This is a genomic window from Priestia sp. USM5, from assembly GCF_058323215.1.
The window spans coordinates 2,517,169-2,534,176 of sequence record NZ_JBSGKN010000001.1; the positions used below are offsets into that span (position 1 = coordinate 2,517,169).

General features: G+C 39.3%; 16 protein-coding genes. 7 read left to right on the forward strand and 9 right to left on the reverse strand.

From position 1 onward, the window contains the following. Window positions 1–132: 132 nt before the first annotated feature. From ACWATA_RS13625 to ACWATA_RS13635, 3 genes are all read left to right on the forward strand, one after another. Window positions 133–2,010 carry a terpene cyclase/mutase family protein gene (locus ACWATA_RS13625; protein ID WP_098999895.1) on the forward strand — a complete coding sequence of 626 codons (1,878 nt, stop codon included), beginning with the start codon at window positions 133–135 and terminating at the stop codon, window positions 2,008–2,010. Window positions 2,011–2,357: 347 nt separating this feature from the next. Beyond that, complete coding sequence (locus tag ACWATA_RS13630) at window positions 2,358–2,900, forward strand: GNAT family N-acetyltransferase (RefSeq protein WP_028413495.1); 543 nt, start codon at window positions 2,358–2,360, stop codon at window positions 2,898–2,900. Between the two features lie 101 nt (window positions 2,901–3,001). Then, entirely contained in the window at window positions 3,002–3,196 is a 195-nt protein-coding gene (locus ACWATA_RS13635) for a hypothetical protein (RefSeq protein WP_013056879.1), read from the forward strand. Window position 3,197: 1 nt separating this feature from the next. On the opposite strand, the gene ACWATA_RS13640 is transcribed toward ACWATA_RS13635, so the two are convergent. The 4 genes from ACWATA_RS13640 to ACWATA_RS13655 form a co-directional block, all read right to left on the reverse strand. Beyond that, on the reverse strand, window positions 3,198–3,983 hold the full coding sequence (locus ACWATA_RS13640; RefSeq protein ID WP_034265762.1) for an ABC transporter ATP-binding protein: 786 nt from the start codon (window positions 3,981–3,983) through the stop codon (window positions 3,198–3,200). Between the two features lie 18 nt (window positions 3,984–4,001). Next, entirely contained in the window at window positions 4,002–4,484 is a 483-nt protein-coding gene (locus tag ACWATA_RS13645; RefSeq protein WP_154991393.1) for a GNAT family N-acetyltransferase, read from the reverse strand. A 157-nt stretch (window positions 4,485–4,641) separates the two neighbouring features. Next, window positions 4,642–5,118: a site-2 protease family protein gene (locus ACWATA_RS13650; RefSeq protein WP_028413498.1), complete on the reverse strand. Its 477-nt coding sequence runs from the start codon at window positions 5,116–5,118 to the stop codon at window positions 4,642–4,644. 147 nt (window positions 5,119–5,265) lie between these two features. Then, the gene (locus tag ACWATA_RS13655; protein ID WP_224980575.1) at window positions 5,266–6,084 is read right to left on the reverse strand and encodes an AraC family transcriptional regulator; all 819 of its coding nucleotides are present in this window, start codon (window positions 6,082–6,084) and stop codon (window positions 5,266–5,268) included. Between the two features lie 138 nt (window positions 6,085–6,222). On the opposite strand from ACWATA_RS13655, the gene lacZ reads away from it, so the two are divergent. Continuing rightward, a complete protein-coding gene (gene lacZ, locus ACWATA_RS13660) occupies window positions 6,223–9,327 on the forward strand; it encodes a beta-galactosidase, LacZ type (RefSeq protein WP_154991394.1) in 3,105 nt (1,034 codons plus the stop codon). A 36-nt stretch (window positions 9,328–9,363) separates the two neighbouring features. Here the strand turns inward: lacZ and ACWATA_RS13665 are convergent, their stop codons facing one another. The 4 genes from ACWATA_RS13665 to ACWATA_RS13680 all read right to left on the reverse strand — a co-directional run bounded on the left by ACWATA_RS13665 (window position 9,364) and on the right by ACWATA_RS13680 (window position 13,580). After that, window positions 9,364–10,275 carry an EamA family transporter gene (locus ACWATA_RS13665; protein ID WP_033578861.1) on the reverse strand — a complete coding sequence of 304 codons (912 nt, stop codon included), beginning with the start codon at window positions 10,273–10,275 and terminating at the stop codon, window positions 9,364–9,366. Window positions 10,276–10,374: 99 nt separating this feature from the next. Next, window positions 10,375–12,291 carry a vWA domain-containing protein gene (locus ACWATA_RS13670; RefSeq protein ID WP_028413502.1) on the reverse strand — a complete coding sequence of 639 codons (1,917 nt, stop codon included), beginning with the start codon at window positions 12,289–12,291 and terminating at the stop codon, window positions 10,375–10,377. A gap of 11 nt (window positions 12,292–12,302) precedes the next feature. After that, a complete protein-coding gene (locus tag ACWATA_RS13675; protein WP_014460283.1) occupies window positions 12,303–13,193 on the reverse strand; it encodes an ATP-binding protein in 891 nt (296 codons plus the stop codon). A gap of 156 nt (window positions 13,194–13,349) precedes the next feature. Further along, the gene (locus ACWATA_RS13680) at window positions 13,350–13,580 is read right to left on the reverse strand and encodes a YkvS family protein (RefSeq protein ID WP_013056869.1); all 231 of its coding nucleotides are present in this window, start codon (window positions 13,578–13,580) and stop codon (window positions 13,350–13,352) included. 421 nt (window positions 13,581–14,001) lie between these two features. On the opposite strand from ACWATA_RS13680, the gene ACWATA_RS13685 reads away from it, so the two are divergent. Together ACWATA_RS13685 and ACWATA_RS13690 are read left to right on the forward strand one after the other, a co-directional pair. Further along, window positions 14,002–14,496 carry an RNA polymerase sigma factor gene (locus ACWATA_RS13685; RefSeq protein ID WP_013056868.1) on the forward strand — a complete coding sequence of 165 codons (495 nt, stop codon included), beginning with the start codon at window positions 14,002–14,004 and terminating at the stop codon, window positions 14,494–14,496. Beyond that, the gene (locus ACWATA_RS13690; RefSeq protein ID WP_033578860.1) at window positions 14,493–15,683 is read left to right on the forward strand and encodes an anti-sigma factor; all 1,191 of its coding nucleotides are present in this window, start codon (window positions 14,493–14,495) and stop codon (window positions 15,681–15,683) included. Before ACWATA_RS13685 ends, ACWATA_RS13690 begins: the two co-directional genes overlap by 4 nt. Window positions 15,684–15,710: 27 nt before the next feature. Here ACWATA_RS13690 and ACWATA_RS13695 read toward each other — a convergent pair whose 3' ends face one another. Then, window positions 15,711–16,163, reverse strand: a complete 453-nt coding sequence (locus tag ACWATA_RS13695) for a helix-turn-helix transcriptional regulator (protein WP_033578859.1) — start codon at window positions 16,161–16,163, stop codon at window positions 15,711–15,713. A 153-nt stretch (window positions 16,164–16,316) separates the two neighbouring features. Here ACWATA_RS13695 and ACWATA_RS13700 point away from each other — a divergent pair, with 153 nt between their 5' ends. Beyond that, window positions 16,317–16,937 carry a hypothetical protein gene (locus tag ACWATA_RS13700; protein ID WP_154988892.1) on the forward strand — a complete coding sequence of 207 codons (621 nt, stop codon included), beginning with the start codon at window positions 16,317–16,319 and terminating at the stop codon, window positions 16,935–16,937. Window positions 16,938–17,008: the final 71 nt, after the last annotated feature.

Below are 17,008 nucleotides of genomic sequence, written 5' to 3' on the forward strand. Positions count from 1 at the left end.
CCAATTTTCCAGTACCTTTATTGTGCAGCAAGCGCTCTATTCTTTGCAACTTTCTCCTCTCATAGAACGCTCTTCCTTTGAATACAGTTATAAAGAAACAGGTCGAAAGATTGAAAAGCATTATCATAAGAGGTGATCATATTGCTAAAGGAAGTTCAGCTAGAGATTCAGCGAAGAATCGCCTATCTGCGTCCCACACAAAAAAATGACGGGTCATTTCGCTACTGTTTTGAAACAGGCGTTATGCCTGATGCGTTTTTAATTATGCTTCTTCGCACCTTTGATTTAGATAAAGAAGTGTTGATTAAACAATTAACCGAACGGATCGTTTCCCTTCAAAATCAAGATGGTCTTTGGACGTTGTTTGACGATGAAGAACATAACTTATCCGCCACTATTCAAGCTTATACAGCTCTTTTATATTCAGGGTATTACCAAAAAAACGACCGGATTTTGCGAAAAGCAGAAAGATATATTATAGATTCAGGAGGCATTTCTCGCGCTCATTTTCTCACAAGATGGATGCTTTGTGTTAACGGCTTATACGAGTGGCCAAAGCTATTTTACCTCCCGCTTTCTCTTTTGCTCGTGCCTACCTATGTACCGCTTAACTTTTATGAACTAAGCACCTATGCCAGAATTCACTTCGTCCCGATGATGGTAGCTGGAAACAAAAAATTTTCACTTACTTCTAGACATACACCTTCTCTTTCTCATTTAGATGTAAGAGAGCAGAAACAGGAAGCGGATGAAGCTGCTCAAGAATCACGCGCTTCTATTTTTTTAGTCGACCATTTAAAACAGCTGGCTTCTTTACCTTCTTACATCCACAAGCTTGGTTATCAAGCAGCCGAGCGTTACATGCTAGAAAGACTTGAAAAAGATGGAACACTCTACAGCTACGCAACCTCTACTTTTTTTATGATTTACGGTCTTTTGGCTCTTGGCTATAAAAAAGATTCGTTTGTGGTTCAAAAAGCAATTGACGGGATTTGTTCACTACTTAGTACATGCAGCGGCCACGTGCACGTAGAAAACTCCACGTCAACCGTTTGGGATACCGCCCTGCTATCTTACGCTCTACAAGAAGCAGGTGTACCGCAGCAAGATCCCATGATTAAAGGCACAACTCGTTACTTAAAGAAAAGACAGCATACAAAGCTTGGAGACTGGCAGTTTCATAACCCAAATACAGCGCCTGGAGGCTGGGGGTTTTCCGATATTAATACGAATAACCCTGACTTAGACGATACGTCTGCTGCTATTAGAGCTCTTTCTAGAAGAGCGCAAACCGATACAGATTATTTGGAGTCTTGGCAAAGAGGCATTAACTGGCTGTTGTCCATGCAAAACAAAGACGGGGGTTTTGCTGCATTTGAAAAAAATACCGACTCTATTTTATTTACTTATCTGCCGCTTGAAAATGCAAAAGATGCAGCGACGGATCCGGCTACTGCCGATTTAACCGGTCGAGTGCTTGAGTGCCTCGGAAACTTTGCCGGTATGAATAAATCCCATCCTTCGATTAAAGCTGCAGTAAAATGGCTGTTTGATCATCAGTTGGATAACGGGAGCTGGTACGGCCGGTGGGGTGTTTGCTACATTTACGGCACGTGGGCCGCTATTACTGGACTCCGTGCTGTAGGAATTTCTGCTTCTGATCCGCGTATCATCAAAGCCATCAATTGGCTCAAAAGCATTCAACAAGAAGACGGCGGATTCGGAGAATCATGCTATAGCGCTTCTTTAAAAAAATATGTGCCTTTACCCTTTAGCACTCCTTCGCAAACGGCTTGGGCTCTCGATGCTTTAATGACAATATGTCCGTTAAAAGATCGAGCCGTTGAAAAAGGAATTAAATTTTTACTGAATCCAAATCTTACCGAGCAGCAAATTCATTATCCCACGGGAATTGGTCTTCCTGGACAATTTTATATTCAGTACCACAGCTACAATGATATTTTTCCTCTTCTTGCACTTGCCCACTACGCAAAAAAACATTCTTCATAAAGGGGTTGAGACATGACGAAATGAATCCAATCTAAAGACGAACATATAGGATACATGAGCTCCTATGGATCGCTTGTGACACGGCAGTTGATTTCCGTGCAAGGCTTCGCTTTCCGCGGGAGTCTTCGCCTTGCCCTCCAATCAACTGCTAGAAAGACTTACACACATGAAACCTATGTTTACCCTAACAAAAAAAACGAACCACGAATCAAACATCTTGATCAATGGTTCGTTTTTCACTTTGTCTAAAATCCTTTTATTCCAGCCTCTTTTTGTACATAAAAGCAGGTTTTTTTAGGAGACAAGTGGAATACCTTTTTAATGTTGGGAAAGAAAGGATGCATCAAATGAATAATGTTTCACCACTTTTAAAAGGAAAAAACGTGATACTAAGAAAACCAAAAGACAGCGATGTACATGACTATCTAGCGTGCAAGCAAACAAAAGAGCTTATTCGTATGTACGGAGGCGATACCCGAAACTTAAAACCTCTTACATTACAAGATGCCAAGCGGCACGTCGAGTACATAAAGTCTCAAAAGCTGAATTGGTGTGTTGAATATCAGCAGCAGTTTGTTGGAGAAGCCCGGCTGACCGTTAACGAGTACGACCGGCGCGCACGATATGCTATTGGTTTATTCGATTCTTCCGTTTGGAATCAAGGGCTCGGCACTGAAGTTACAAAATTGGTGCTGGCCTACGCATTTGAACACCTTCACTTGCACAGAGTCGATTTACGAGTGCTCGAATACAACCATAGAGCCATTGCTTGTTATGAAAAATGCGGTTTTGTAAAAGAAGGAATAGAGCGTGAAGGTGCTTTTATTGAAGAAGCATTTCAGACAGATATTATCATGAGTATACTCGAACAAGAGTATTATCAGCTTTAGAGGAGAGAATCAGCTGTCATCATCGTACTTCTTTAAAAGTTCGTATAGCCCAAGCCTTTTGTGAATAAAGTAACATAACGATATAACCAAAGGAGCCAACGATGACAGCTTATGATTCCTCTTCTTTTGTATTTGTAACCATTGATAAACATGACATTGCTGCTTTTTTACTCATTGATATTATTTGCAGCACCACTATTTATGTAGCATGTAAACATTATCTCCACAATGAGCTTGTTTCCATTGCAAGCAGCGCTCTTTTTCCCATGGTATGTAAGAAGGTTTCTCGACGCTAGCTCAGCTTTTTACCGGTTCTTTTAATGACAGCCAAGTGCGGTCCTTCTGCTGCTGAATCTCTACGGAGTGATTAAAAAATTTAGAAAGATGCGGCTCAGTGAGCTGGTCTTTCGTTTTTCCAGAAGAAAACACTTCTCCTTGGCGCATACAAAGCGTATGAGTAAAGCAAGGCAAAATTTCTTCTACATGGTGAGTAACATAAATAAGCGTAGGAGCATTTGGCTGCTCTGCCATTTTTGCAATCAGCTGAAGAAGCTGTTCTCGGGCCATTATATCTAGACCTGTACATGGCTCATCAAGTATTAAAAGCTTTGGTGAAGCCATAAGAGCTCGAGCAATTAGCACTCGCTGGCGCTCTCCTTGAGAAAGTGTTCCGTAGGCCTGATTTTGTAAATCTTCGCAATTTAGCAGCTTCATTAATTCTATGGCTTGGTTCATATCTTTTTGCTCCACTTGTTCATATAACCCAATAGATGCAAATTTTCCGCTTAAAATCATTTCTACAACCGTATCGTCATCTCGAAACCGCTGTTGAAGCGAAGAGCTTACCCATCCAATTTCTTTTCTGAGCTCAGACAGATTTGTTTCTCCAAATTTCCTTGAAAGAACTTCTACTTCCCCTTTTGTAGGCCAAATATATCCGTTGATGATATTTAAAAGCGTCGTTTTTCCGGAACCATTTAACCCAAGCAAACACCAATGTTCCCCTTTTTCCACTGACCACGACACGCTTTTTAAAATTTCTTTTTCTCCTCGTTTTACCGAAACGTTGTTAATGTTGATCATGCTAACACTCCTTTACTCTCATTTTTCATTATATATACTATAAAAGAATAATGATTTATCCCATTTGTTAACTTGCTTTTCTTTTTTCATGCCAATTCTTTCAGCCACTTTAATCGATGGAAAATTGTGAGGATCTATCAATGATATAATCTTCTGAAATTTCAGCGTATGAAGACCATAATCTAAACAAGCTTTTGCTGCTTCACTCGCATAGCCTTTTCCCCAGCAGCTGCGTAAAAATAAATAGCCAAGCTCCGGATCTACCTTGCCGTCTACTTTTTGAAGAACCATGCCGCACTGCCCTAGAAACTCTCGATTCTGTTTATCTTCAGCGATCCACATGCTAATGCCATATGTTTGATAATGCTGCTTCATCCATTGAATCCAGCGATATGTGTCTTGTTCATTTTTAGTAGAAGAATAATACTTCATTGCTTCAGCATCTTCAAATATTTTCATTAAATTGCCTGCATCGCTTTCAGCCATAGCTCGCAGCGTCATTCGCTCTGTCTCAATAATCGTATAAATCCTCTCCTTTCTTCCATTCCAACATCTACTATCTTTATTATCCGCTACTATTTTCTTTTCGTAAAGTTTTCCTTTTTTGATTTAAATGAAACAGAAAAAGGCACCAAAAAAGGCTGCTACACACAGCCCTTTAATCTGGATCACACGTTTTCCCGTACCGTAATACGTTATATATAGCACGTCCATCACTTGCAGATGTTTCTGTATATTGAATTGGCAGCAGTGAAAAAATAACATAATAGACTGAAAAATAAACAAATTGATAGCAAAATATATCTTCAGGCAGAATATTAGCCATAATTAATCCATTTATTATAAAAATAGTAAGTAAATTAAACAGTACACCGCCCGCATACACCACTGCATGGGAAAAGCGACTGTCGTTCTTAAGATTTTCATATTTACAAAACGAGTCTAGAAAATAGACTGACTTAATTTTAAACTTCCCCATTTTAAGAATCGTTTTCCCCCGCCCAATAGTAAAATCGACCTTCCCTCCGAAAATAATTGCCATGACGGAATGCCCCAGCTGATGAACAAATGATACAAGTGGCAATACAAGACAGAATGACCACACAAACTTTGGAAGATCATTTAACCCAAACACGTTTATCCCTCCTTTTTGTTTCTTCTCTCTACTTTTCCTCCCCGTTTTTACTTAAAACTACATTTAAATTCTTTTTTTAAAACTCATACGAAATAACTAGCATCCACATCACTTCTTATAACCTAGATAAAACCCAATGTATGTAACTTATGAAAAATACATTTTCCGAAAAACAGTTGGAGTCACGTTTTCTTGTTCTTTGAAGCGCTTGATAAAATAGCTTGGATGTTCATACCCTACTTGTCTTGCTATATCTTGTACAGAGATTTGGTTGTTTTTAAGCAGCAGTTTCTTTGCTTTTTGAATTCGGACGCGCGTTACGTATTCAAACGGCCGGATACCAAGAGATTGTTGAAAAAGCAAACACGTATACTGCTCTGTTACGTTGAGCTGCTTCGCCAGTACTTCTAGCGTTAACGGCTGATGATAATATTCCTCAATATAGCGAAGGACTGGGTTTAGCTGAGTAATTTGCTGCAGGCGACTTTTGCTTTCTATATATACGCTGTCTTGGCGCAGTTTCAAAATGACGCTATATAGTAGTTCAGAGCACTTCATGGTGCTAGAGGTATGATTTTCTTCTAACAAATTCATTAGCTCTTGCAGCATCCTATAAAGGCTTTCAGCATGTGTAAGGACGATTTTTCCGGAATTAATAAATTGAAGAGAAAGCATGATATCATCAATTACACTTCCATTAAAAGAAACCCAGCATACTTGCCATTCGCTTGTAATGGGGTAGTATTCGTGCGGAACATGCGGCGTCAGAAACATCCCTTCATTTTCTTTTATAATATAAACCTCGTCGTTTACACGAAGCTCGCCTCTTCCTTTTATACATTGAATCCATTGATAATCAGGAAACTCTCCCTGACGTTTAATATGCGTTTGATGTCTCCAGCTTCCAGCGCTTGTAACATAGAATGGCAGTTTCATATCTTCATCTGAAAGAGCCGGAAAGTACATACGGTCCACATTACTTCCTCCTTTTTATGTGAATATAGTTATATTATCATGAAAATAATTAGATTGATAAGGTTTTCAGAAAACGTTATCATTTTCATATAAACTAATAACCTAGTAATCTAGAAATGAGGGATCGACATGTTAAAAACCGGCAAAAAATTTAATTATACAGCACCTGCAAACGGATACCCTGAATGGAATAACAACCCTGAAATTTTTCAATTGAACCGTTCGAAAGCACACGCTTTACTAATGCCTTATCAAACGGTCGAAGAGGCCTTAAAAAATGATAGAAAATCTTCTGTTTACTACCAAAGCTTAAATGGAAGCTGGTACTTTCATTTTGCTGAAAATGCGGATGGCCGCGTCAAAAACTTTTTCGCTCCTGAATTTTCATATAAGAAATGGGACTCTATTTCAGTTCCTTCACACTGGCAGCTGCAAGGATATGACTATCCTCAATATACAAACGTGACATACCCTTGGGTTGAAAACGAAAACCTCGAACCTCCTTTTGCACCGACTAAATATAACCCTGTCGGTCAGTACGTCCGTACTTTTACACCTAAATCAGAATGGGAAAATCAGCCGGTGTACGTCAGCTTCCAAGGCGTCGAATCTGCTTTTTACGTCTGGGTTAACGGTGAGTTTGTTGGATACAGCGAAGACAGCTTTACTCCAGCTGAATTTGATATAACTTCTTATCTTCAAGACGGTGAAAATACGATAGCAGTAGAAGTATATCGCTGGAGTGACGCAAGCTGGCTTGAAGACCAAGATTTTTGGCGAATGAGCGGCATCTTCCGAGATGTGTATCTGTACTCTACTCCACCGGTTCACATCTATGACTTTAGCGTTCGTTCGTCGCTTGATAACAACTACGAAGATGGTGAACTTAGCGTTTCAGCTGATATTTTAAACTACTTTCAGCACGATACTCAAGATCTAACATTTGAAGTCATGCTGTATGACGCGAATGGCCAAGAAGTACTACAAGCTCCGCTGCAAACAAATGTAAGTGTGAGCGATCAATATACAGCGTCCTTATGTACACACATTAAAAGCCCTGCAAAATGGAGCGCAGAAAGTCCTAATTTGTATACCCTTGTACTCAGCTTAAAGAATGCTGCTGGTTCTATTATCGAAACGGAAAGCTGTAAAGTCGGCTTCCGTACGTTTGAACTAAAGAATGGCCTTATGACAATCAACGGCAAGCGTATTGTACTTCGAGGAGTAAATCGCCACGAATTTGATTCAGTAAAAGGCCGTGCAGGCATCACACGCGAAGACATGATTCACGATATTTTGCTGATGAAACAGCATAATATTAACGCGGTGCGTACATCCCATTACCCTAACGATTCAGTATGGTATGAGCTGTGTGATGAATACGGACTGTACGTGATTGATGAAACCAATTTAGAAACGCACGGAACGTGGACTTATTTACAAGAAGGCGAACAAAAAGCCGTTCCAGGAAGCAAGCCAGAATGGAAAGAAAACGTACTAGATCGCTGTCGTTCGATGTACGAACGTGACAAAAACCACCCTTCTATTATTATTTGGTCGCTTGGCAATGAATCATTTGGCGGAGAAAACTTTCAGCATATGTATACTTTTTTTAAAGAGAAAGATTCCACGAGACTTGTTCATTATGAAGGAATCTTCCATCACCGCGACTATGATGCTTCTGATATAGAAAGCACGATGTACATTAAGCCAGCAGATGTAGAGCGCTATGCTTTAATGAATCCGAAAAAACCTTATATTCTGTGTGAATACAGTCATGCGATGGGTAATTCTTGCGGAAATCTATACAAATACTGGGAGCTGTTCGATCAATATCCAATCTTGCAAGGCGGTTTTATATGGGACTGGAAAGATCAAGCTCTTCAAACAACAGCAGTAGACGGTACTTCTTACTTAGCTTACGGCGGAGATTTTGGTGATACGCCTAACGACGGCAACTTCTGCGGAAACGGCTTAATCTTTGCTGATGGGACAGCTAGCCCGAAAATTGCAGAAGTAAAAAAATGCTATCAGCCTGTAAAGTGGACAGCAGTAGACGCTTCTAAAGGAAAATTTGCCGTTCAAAACAAACACCTGTTTACAAACTTGAACGCCTATGATTTTGCTTGGACTGTTGAAAAAAACGGTGAACTACTTGAAAAACATGCGTCTCTTTTAAATGTAGCTCCTGATAGTACAGACGAACTGACGCTTTCTTATCCTCTTTACGAGCAAGAAAACGAAACTGATGAATTTGTTTTAACTCTTTCTCTCAGATTATCCAAAGATACAGCCTGGGCTTCAGCTGGATATGAAGTGGCGTACGAACAGTTTGTACTGCCTGCCAAAACCGCTGTACCTTCAGTAAAAGCTGTTTATCCTGCTTTATCAGTTGACCAAAACGAACAAACGCTGACGGTTACAGGAACTAACTTCACGGCTATTTTTGACAAGCAAAAAGGGCAGTTTATCTCTTACAACTATGAGCATACCGAGCTGCTTGCATCGGGTTTCCGTCCGAACTTTTGGCGCGCAGTCACCGATAATGACCTCGGCAATAAATTGCATGAAAGATGTCAAACGTGGCGTCAAGCAAGTTTAGAGCAGCACGTGAAAAAAGTAAGTGTTCAACCGCAAATTGACTTTGTTATCATTTCGGTTGAGCTAGCTTTAGACATCTCTCTTGCTTCTTGCTATGTAACGTATACGCTATATAACGATGGTGAAATGAAGATTGAACAATCTTTAGCACCTTCTGAGGCAATGCCTGAAATTCCTGAAATTGGGATGCTGTTTACGATGGATGCGGCTTTTGATTCTTTAACATGGTACGGCAGAGGCCCTCATGAAAATTATTGGGATCGTAAAACTGGCGCTAAGCTTGGCCTTCATAAAGGCAGTGTAAAAGAGCAAGTTACACCGTATTTACGCCCTCAAGAATGCGGAAACAAAACGGACGTTAGATGGGCAACTATTACAAACGATCAAGGACGCGGCTTTTTACTAAAAGGTTTGCCAACAGTCGAGCTGAATGCTTTACCTTACTCACCTTTTGAACTGGAGGCTTACGATCATTTTTACAAATTGCCGTTAAGCGATTCCGTAACCGTGCGGGTTAACTACAAGCAAATGGGCGTTGGCGGAGACGACAGCTGGGGAGCTAAAACACATCCTGATTACACACTATACGCCAACCGCTCGTATACAAACACGTTTACGCTAAAACCTCTATAAAAATAAAAAGGACTTTCAAATGAAAGTCCTTTTTACTTATGATGTCACCTCTGGCTTTCGCTGAGAAAGCAAAAATACCGTAGCGATAATAAGAATTGTACCTAGCCACTCCGTCCACCCAAAAGTCACATGAAGCCATAGAACAGATAGCGCGGCTGCTGACAAAGGCTCTGCTGACGCAAGAACAATGGCTTCAGAAGCGCTAATGTGCTTCAAACTTTCCAAGTAGCAATAAAAGGCAATGAGCGTTCCAAAGATAATCACAAATAGCACCGCACACAGCGACAATAGCGACCACTCACCGGCTATATGCCACGGCGGATGAATAAATGAAAAACTTACGCCGCCTATTACCATTCCCCAGCCTACTACTTCAACTGAGCTCCATTTTGCAAGAAGACGTTTAGGCTGAAGCGTATAAAAAGCAGACGTCACAGCTGCTCCAATCCCCCAAAACAACCCCCATCCTGTAATAGACAGCTCGTTAAAATTTCCGCTTGTTGCAAGAAAAAATGTCCCCGTTATGACGAGCGCAACAGAAATCATTTCTACTTTCACCGGCCACTTTCTTGCTTGCACGGCTAAATAGCCAATAATAAATATTGGCGACGTATATTGAAGCACTGTAGCTGTAGCAGCGTTACCTGCTTCAATAGCTGCAAAATATGTATACTGCACGCCGAGCATACCGATTACACCAAACAAAAGCAGCGAAGTCCTCTCTTCTTTTGTTTTCCAAATTGCAAAAATATTGCGCTGCTTAGAGGCTATTGCCAAAAGCAGCAATCCAGATACTAACATACGAACGACGACCAGCCACTCTGCGTTAAAACTCTTATGCTGAAATAAATATTGAGCTACCGTGCCAGACACTCCCCACATCGTGGCACCAATGATTACAAGCAGCAGCCCCCACGCTCTTTTAGATGAAGTTTGAACTCCTTCCACTTACCATTCCTTCTCTCTTTTTCATATATATTTAACTTACCTCCCTCCGCATTAACGGTCAATAGCAAAAAAAGTCGAAGCAATATGCTTCGACTTTTTTTAAATGCTTTTATGAAGTAATTTCTTGAGTAAAGGAAATAGCACATCGGGAAGTTCTTCGATGTTTGGTACTAGAATACTATATTTCCCGTACATATTTTGAATGGTTTTCTTCTGTCCTTCATCAATTTCCCCGTTGGATAAAAAGACGTTGATGACTTCAATTCCGTGCTTGCGTGCTTCTAATACCGCTTCGTGCGTATCTACAATACCATTTTGTTCATATCCCATAGCGGCTGGTTCACCGTCTGAAAACACAAGTAAAAACTTTTGCTGCTCAGAACGCTGAAGCAAGCGACGTGTCATATGGCGAATGGCAAATCCATCACGGTTGTCTTCTTCAGGCTCAAGCTGCATAATTTCAGGACCGCTTTTACGCTTTAATGATGCTTGAAAGTCCATCACCGTCTGCAGGTAGTTAGGCTGGCTTGTTTCAGTAGCATCATTTGTATCTTCCCAAAATCCAACAATTTGATGAGGCACCATAACAGACTTTAACGCTTCATGAAATAGCGTAATCCCGAGCTTCGTTTCATCCATTTTGTCGTACATCGATGCCGAACAGTCAACTAGAAGAGAAAACACAGCATCAATTTGGGCAGAATCTTCATCTTTTTTATAAAACAAACGAGGATTATCATCCGTCCATAGTTTTAGAAGTTTTTTATTTAATCGGCCAAAGTGCAGCTCGCTTCTAGGTAGCGTTTTTTTATGTTCAAGCGTTTTTTCAATCATTTGCTTTAATTTTTTTTGATACGATGCAATGATTTTTTTATTCTCATCATACTGAACAACGTGATCGTCGCTTGGAAGTTTAGAATCTACAAACACAGCATAGGCATGCTTATTTTCTTTCCCATACTCATAATCCGCTTCCCCGTCTTTTTCCGGATGCGTTTGCTCCATGGCTTCGATTTGAGAATAATCGTTCCGGGATGTTTTTTGAGAAGATCCTTGCACCATGCCCATTGCTTGATCTCCATCGTCGCCTTCACGAACCCCATCGCCTAACATATCTGTTTTTGAACCTTGATCCATATCAAACTGCAGAAAACTTTGCGTCGCTTCGCTTGTCTCTCGATGCCACATTTCCATTTTCTCTTCGTGAATGTCTTCATCTCCGTCTTTTTCATGTTCTAAAATATCATCGTTCACTAATGAATCTTTGCGTTTTAAATCTTCAAATGTTAACCCTTCTTCTAACTGATCATACTGAAGTTCAGCCAAGAAGAAATAAGTATTAAGCATATCTTTTTCGATAATATCATCAAAAACATCTACGAGTTCAAGGCAGATGCGCGATACGTCTTTTGTTGTTTTCGCTTCATATACATTTGTTAGCTGTCTGCGAATAAAAGGCATCGCTAAGTTAATCGATTCACTCATTGAAGGAATTTCTTCAAACGGATTTTCAGCCGTTAATAGCAAGTAAATGCCGTTAAAAAGTGCATCCGTGTACACGCTTTTTGTTAAATTTGCACTCATTTGTGTAGCAAAATATTTTCTATAGAGCTGCCTTCTGACGGCGAAGGCTTTTTTCGTTCCAGGACGTTCGCGTTTGCATACTTCTTCTAAACGAATATCTTCAAACAGCATAAACAGCTGCTTAGCTAAGCTAGGTACCGACGTTTTATTTATTTTCTTTAAATATGCATTAATTTCTTTGAAGTTTGAATGCTTATAGCTTCCAATACTTCTTAAAAACACATCACTTTTTAAGCCGTACACTTTGTCTTCTTCTGGACGGTTATCCCAAAAGTGACTGAGATAAATAATGCCGTGTACAGGATCATAATAAGATGAAACGCGATACTCTACTTCAATTTCATCATTTTTTGTTAATGTTTTCGTTAAATCTGCCAGCTCCATATAGAGAAAGGAATCTACATTTTTGTCGTTAAATTTAATAAATCGCATAGCGCCACTCCTTACTCAAATAATGTTTCAGCAATATTTTGAATGGCGGCTTTTTCCCTTTCATCTTCTAGCTTTTCAATAATACCGCGTTTAATCGCGCGAAGAGGCGGCATATAAAGAGCTAAATCACACGTATCAATAAGCGCACGAATAGACGCAGCTTCTTCTGATACATGGCCGCTTTGAACTTGAGTAATTAAATCTGCAGAGAGCGTGACAAATTTATCAATTAATTTTTCGTCTTTTAACTGAGACTGAGACATTAAAACTTGCTTTAAGCTGCTCCCTTGAATATATGGCACTTCAATGACAACAAAACGATTTTTTAACGCTTCGTTTAATGGAACAGTCCCAACATACCCTTCGTTAATAGCCGCTACTACGCCGAATGTTTGCTGACCGCGCACTACATCTCCAGTGAATGGGTTTGTAATCATTTTCCGGTAGTCAAGTACCCCGTTTAAAATAGGAAGCGTTTCAGGTTTCGCCATGTTAATTTCATCAATATATAATAAATGGCCTTTTTTCATTGCCTGAATAACAGGTCCTTCTACAAACTCGATACCTGTTTTCCCTTCTTGTTCAGAAATTGTTTTAAAGCCAAGCAGCGCTTCTGCATCTAAATCAACCGAGCAGTTAACGCTATGCATCGGCTGAGAAAATAAATGCGACAGCGTTTCAGCAAGCTTTGTTTTACCTGAACCTGTTGGCCCTTTTAAAAGTACGTTTTTCCCTAGTGACAAGGCAATAATGGCATCTTCTAAAATATCTGCTTCTTCTGCTGTATAGCCGCCTTTTCCGATTAATAGCTGATCAGCATGAGACAGATTTTCATATTTACGATTCGCTAAAAGCGAAAGAACCTCTTTTGGTAATGATAATTGTGATAATTGAATTGACATAACAAAAAATCCTTTCTTTCTGCATACTTTCTATAGTTTACTAAAAAACATTCTTCTTCTCAAAGAATTGCTTTACCTATGCGTTTCTCTAAGGTTTCCGGTAGAAAAATCGCCGTCTTTAAACATATATTCAGTAAAAAAAAGTAGGTTATTCACCTACTTTTTTACGATTTTATAGTTTTTATGATTAACGACTGTTTTCATGGATTCGCCTGTTTCAGCATCTTTTCCAAAATCTACGATAACCGAATTGTCTCGCACTACCATAACAATTCCTTTAAATCCTTTATAGTCGCCTTTTTTAGGCTGAATCGTATCGCCAACTTTAGCTGCCTTGACTTTAGGTGCTTGTTCTTCTGTACCTTGTGTATTTTCTACGTCCATCATGACCCCACCTTTTCCAATTTACCGTGTTTTTTATAAGTGAAAACACAATTTAATTTACTTTTTGTTGAAAATACTTAGTTTATTTTCCCACAAACATCCATGGTTAAACACCATATGTTTGTCCATTTTCATTCTGCAAACAAACGCTGTATTTTTTATTATGTATGTAGCTGTTTTTTGTAAGAGCACATCCTTGTTCTATCATAACATTTTCTGTTTCCTTCGAACACCAATTACCCTTTAGTTTTTTAAAAAAATGACAAATTACACGGAATTATGTCGAATTTCATATGATTTTCTTTTTAGTATGATAAGCTATATATCGTATTTTAAGCATCTTTTATCTATTACATACGATTTTTGATAAAAAAACCGAAACTTTTATCCACAAATTGCGTTGATTAAATGAAAGGGGGAGAAAATGGCACAACAGCATAACTTTGAACACATTTATAAACAGCACATGCATGATTTGCTGCGCTATCTTCTCTCTCTTACTCGCAGAAAAGAATCAGCGGAAGATTTAATGCAGGAGACCTTTTACCGGGCACTTTTACACTTAGAAACGTATAAAGGCGAGGAAGTAAAGCCTTGGCTGTTCAAAATTGCTTATCACGCCTTTATTGACTGGTATCGAAAAGAAAAAAAACGCCCTACTGTCGAAATAGAAGAATGGCACTTTACTCCTCAGCCAAGTGCTGAAGAACAAGTGATGATTCAAAGTGAAATCGACGGCTGGCTTTCTGATGTATCTGCTTTGCCTCCGGCTAAGCAGAATATTGTACTGTTACGAGATTATCATGGCTTCACATATGAAGAGATTGCAGAAATGACTGGCTTTACTCTGTCAAAAGTGAAAATGGACTTGTATCGTGGTCGTCAACAATTGAAAAAAAGAAAGGAAGAGGACGGATGAGCTGTCAAGATATGAAGCATCAATGGGAAAAATATAAAAACGGCACTTTGACAGACAAAGAAGCAGAAACACTTGAACAACATACGGAAAATTGTGAAGCATGCTCAGCTCATTTAGAGCACTTGCTAACCGAAGATGAACCGTTATCGCCAACTCCATCAACTACTTCACTAAATGACGATACGATGTTGGATAATAAAAAAGTGAAAAAGTCCATTTATATGGCCAAATGGAAGCAGCGCCTTTCAAATGTGACAACTGTCATTAGCTCTGTCGTTCTGCTATGGATGATCGGCAGCTTTTTATCCATTGTATATTATCATCAATCAAAAACCGAATACATAAATAGCGTCAATCAAGCGGCTATCGAATCTGCTTTTCCGAACGTTCATATACGTGAAACCACTTCTGATACACAGTCCTTTTTCCGAATGCAGTCGCAAATGGAAGCTTATAAGCAAATTGGACGTGAAGAGCAGGCCATTGGGACGTTTACATTTCATCAGCTGTTTGATAAAACGAGCGGTGTAGAAAAAGAATTTTCCGGCGGTAAATACGACCTTAACCTTTCCTTTGTCTATCCTGATCAAAAAAAACTAAAGCTACATGCAAAAGAGTATAAGGAATGGACGAATGAAACATGGAATGCATTAGAAAACCTACCAAAAGGAACGGTAAGCGAAGTGGCTATTTCTTTTGATGATACGTATTCGCTAAAAGAAGTTCAGCAAAAAATGAACGCCATCGACAGCCGTGATTTTTCTACCTCTTGGTATGCGCTTAATACAGGGAACGAACAAAAAACAAGCACAAAAGATGAGCCCTTAATTGACTTAACATCAACATTTGGTTTTCCAGAGTTTTTAGACTTGCCTTACGAGCACAAAGGAAATCAAACGCACTCTACTAGCAAGTCGAACGTTTTAAATATGATGAAACTATTAGCCGATAATGAAGAAACAGTCCAAAAAGTTCGTCAGCTAGACCATTCCGATTTGTTGCTAAAGCAGCGATATTCTTATGTAAAGAAACATGGAGTCGGTGTGTACGGCGTTGTGATTACAGGACCTACCAAAAAGCTGCTGAAATTAAAAAATGATCCGTCTATCACCTACGCGTCACTTGGAGATGTAGAGCTATGGAATTGGTTCAACCGCCCTTCATCCGGCACGTTAATGAATCAGTAACAAGCACTTGAAAACAAGTGCTTGTTTTTATTTCTTCGTTAATTCTTCAAACCTTTCTACAGCTTCGCTTTTATCAAATGAACTAAACCATCGATAGTCTTGGTCATCTAAAATACGATAGTGCTGACTAATCATATTTTGCTGCAGACGAAAAGAACCTTCTTTTTGAATCTCTTTCCACCATACTCTTCCTCCGAGCGTTTTATCTTTTGGAGAAGATACGCCGTTATGAGCAATGATTTCTACTACTTCTAAGGGGACGTCTCCTAAAACCGATTGAAGGATTTCACTGTCACGAAACAAACCGCATACTGCAACAGTGGTCGTCCACCCTGCTTCCGTGCGCCCTTTTTCAATTTGAACCAATGTTTTTTTTGAAATACCAATAACTTCAGCCATTCTGTCTTGTGAATAGTTTCTTTCTAAACGAATTAATCGTATTTTATCCGATACGGATTTAATCACTTCTTGTTTATCCATTTTTACAGCCCTTTCTTTCTATACACGCACATGTCTTTAGTGTAATATTACACCTAATTAAAGAAGAGTTTCAAGCGTTTCCCTTCATCACAAAACGGGGAAATATACTGAAATGGTTTTTGTATACTAAAACAATTAAAAGGAGTTGAGAATATGTACATCATTGTATGGACTATGCTTGTACTATACGCCTTTCTGCTAGCTCCGGGAGCAAGCGCCGCTGATGATATGCTGTTTAAAAACCTTGTCACAGGAAATTTTCAACAGGTAGATCCGCTCGTAGTTATGGCATTCTCTTTTTTAGGACTTTTCCCAGTATTGTTCATGGTAATGATTTGTAAAAAAGATACGTACAAACTGCCTGGATGGCCATTTTCTCTCCTATCATTTGCGCTTGGAGCTTTTTCTCTTTTGTTCTATTATCATTGGAAAGGACAAAAAGTTCGAACACGTTCGCGTATTCCTTCACGTTTCATTGCCATCATTTCTTCTCGTCTATGGATTGGACTATGCTTAGCACTCACGATTGCTGGTTACGTATACGGACTATCCATAGGTTCAATAAGAGCTTATGAAGATGCTTTTATGCAGTCACAGCTTGTTAGCGTGATGACCGCTGATTTTTTTGTTTTAACGTGGCTTTCTTATTCCGTTATGTCAAAAGAAAAGATAGCATCCCGGCCTTACCTTCTCTTATGTTTCATTCCAGTTGCGGGCCCTTTTTTTATTTTGTTACGGCATAACCGCCAAGATGTTAGAGAAGAAAAACTTTAAATAAAAGTCTTGCGTTCCATTCATTATTCCGTTATAATCATTTCTTGTACGATGAAAGTTGATTAATTAGA

Bases quoted from the DNA above. Each gene is read 5' to 3' on its own strand.
- ACWATA_RS13685 (WP_013056868.1), top strand. From the start codon at position 14,002: ATGGCACAACAGCATAACTTTGAACACATTTATAAACAGCACATGCAT.
- ACWATA_RS13630 (WP_028413495.1), top strand. From the start codon at position 2,358: ATGAATAATGTTTCACCACTTTTAAAAGGAAAAAACGTGATACTAAGA.
- ACWATA_RS13645 (WP_154991393.1), bottom strand. From the start codon at position 4,484: ATGACGCTGCGAGCTATGGCTGAAAGCGATGCAGGCAATTTAATGAAA.
- ACWATA_RS13690 (WP_033578860.1), top strand. From the start codon at position 14,493: ATGAGCTGTCAAGATATGAAGCATCAATGGGAAAAATATAAAAACGGC.
- ACWATA_RS13635 (WP_013056879.1), top strand. From the start codon at position 3,002: ATGACAGCTTATGATTCCTCTTCTTTTGTATTTGTAACCATTGATAAA.
- ACWATA_RS13700 (WP_154988892.1), top strand. From the start codon at position 16,317: ATGTACATCATTGTATGGACTATGCTTGTACTATACGCCTTTCTGCTA.
- ACWATA_RS13670 (WP_028413502.1), bottom strand. From the start codon at position 12,291: ATGCGATTTATTAAATTTAACGACAAAAATGTAGATTCCTTTCTCTAT.
- ACWATA_RS13675 (WP_014460283.1), bottom strand. From the start codon at position 13,193: ATGTCAATTCAATTATCACAATTATCATTACCAAAAGAGGTTCTTTCG.
- ACWATA_RS13695 (WP_033578859.1), bottom strand. From the start codon at position 16,163: ATGGATAAACAAGAAGTGATTAAATCCGTATCGGATAAAATACGATTA.
- ACWATA_RS13680 (WP_013056869.1), bottom strand. From the start codon at position 13,580: ATGATGGACGTAGAAAATACACAAGGTACAGAAGAACAAGCACCTAAA.
- lacZ (WP_154991394.1), top strand. From the start codon at position 6,223: ATGTTAAAAACCGGCAAAAAATTTAATTATACAGCACCTGCAAACGGA.
- ACWATA_RS13640 (WP_034265762.1), bottom strand. From the start codon at position 3,983: ATGATCAACATTAACAACGTTTCGGTAAAACGAGGAGAAAAAGAAATT.
- ACWATA_RS13655 (WP_224980575.1), bottom strand. From the start codon at position 6,084: ATGTACTTTCCGGCTCTTTCAGATGAAGATATGAAACTGCCATTCTAT.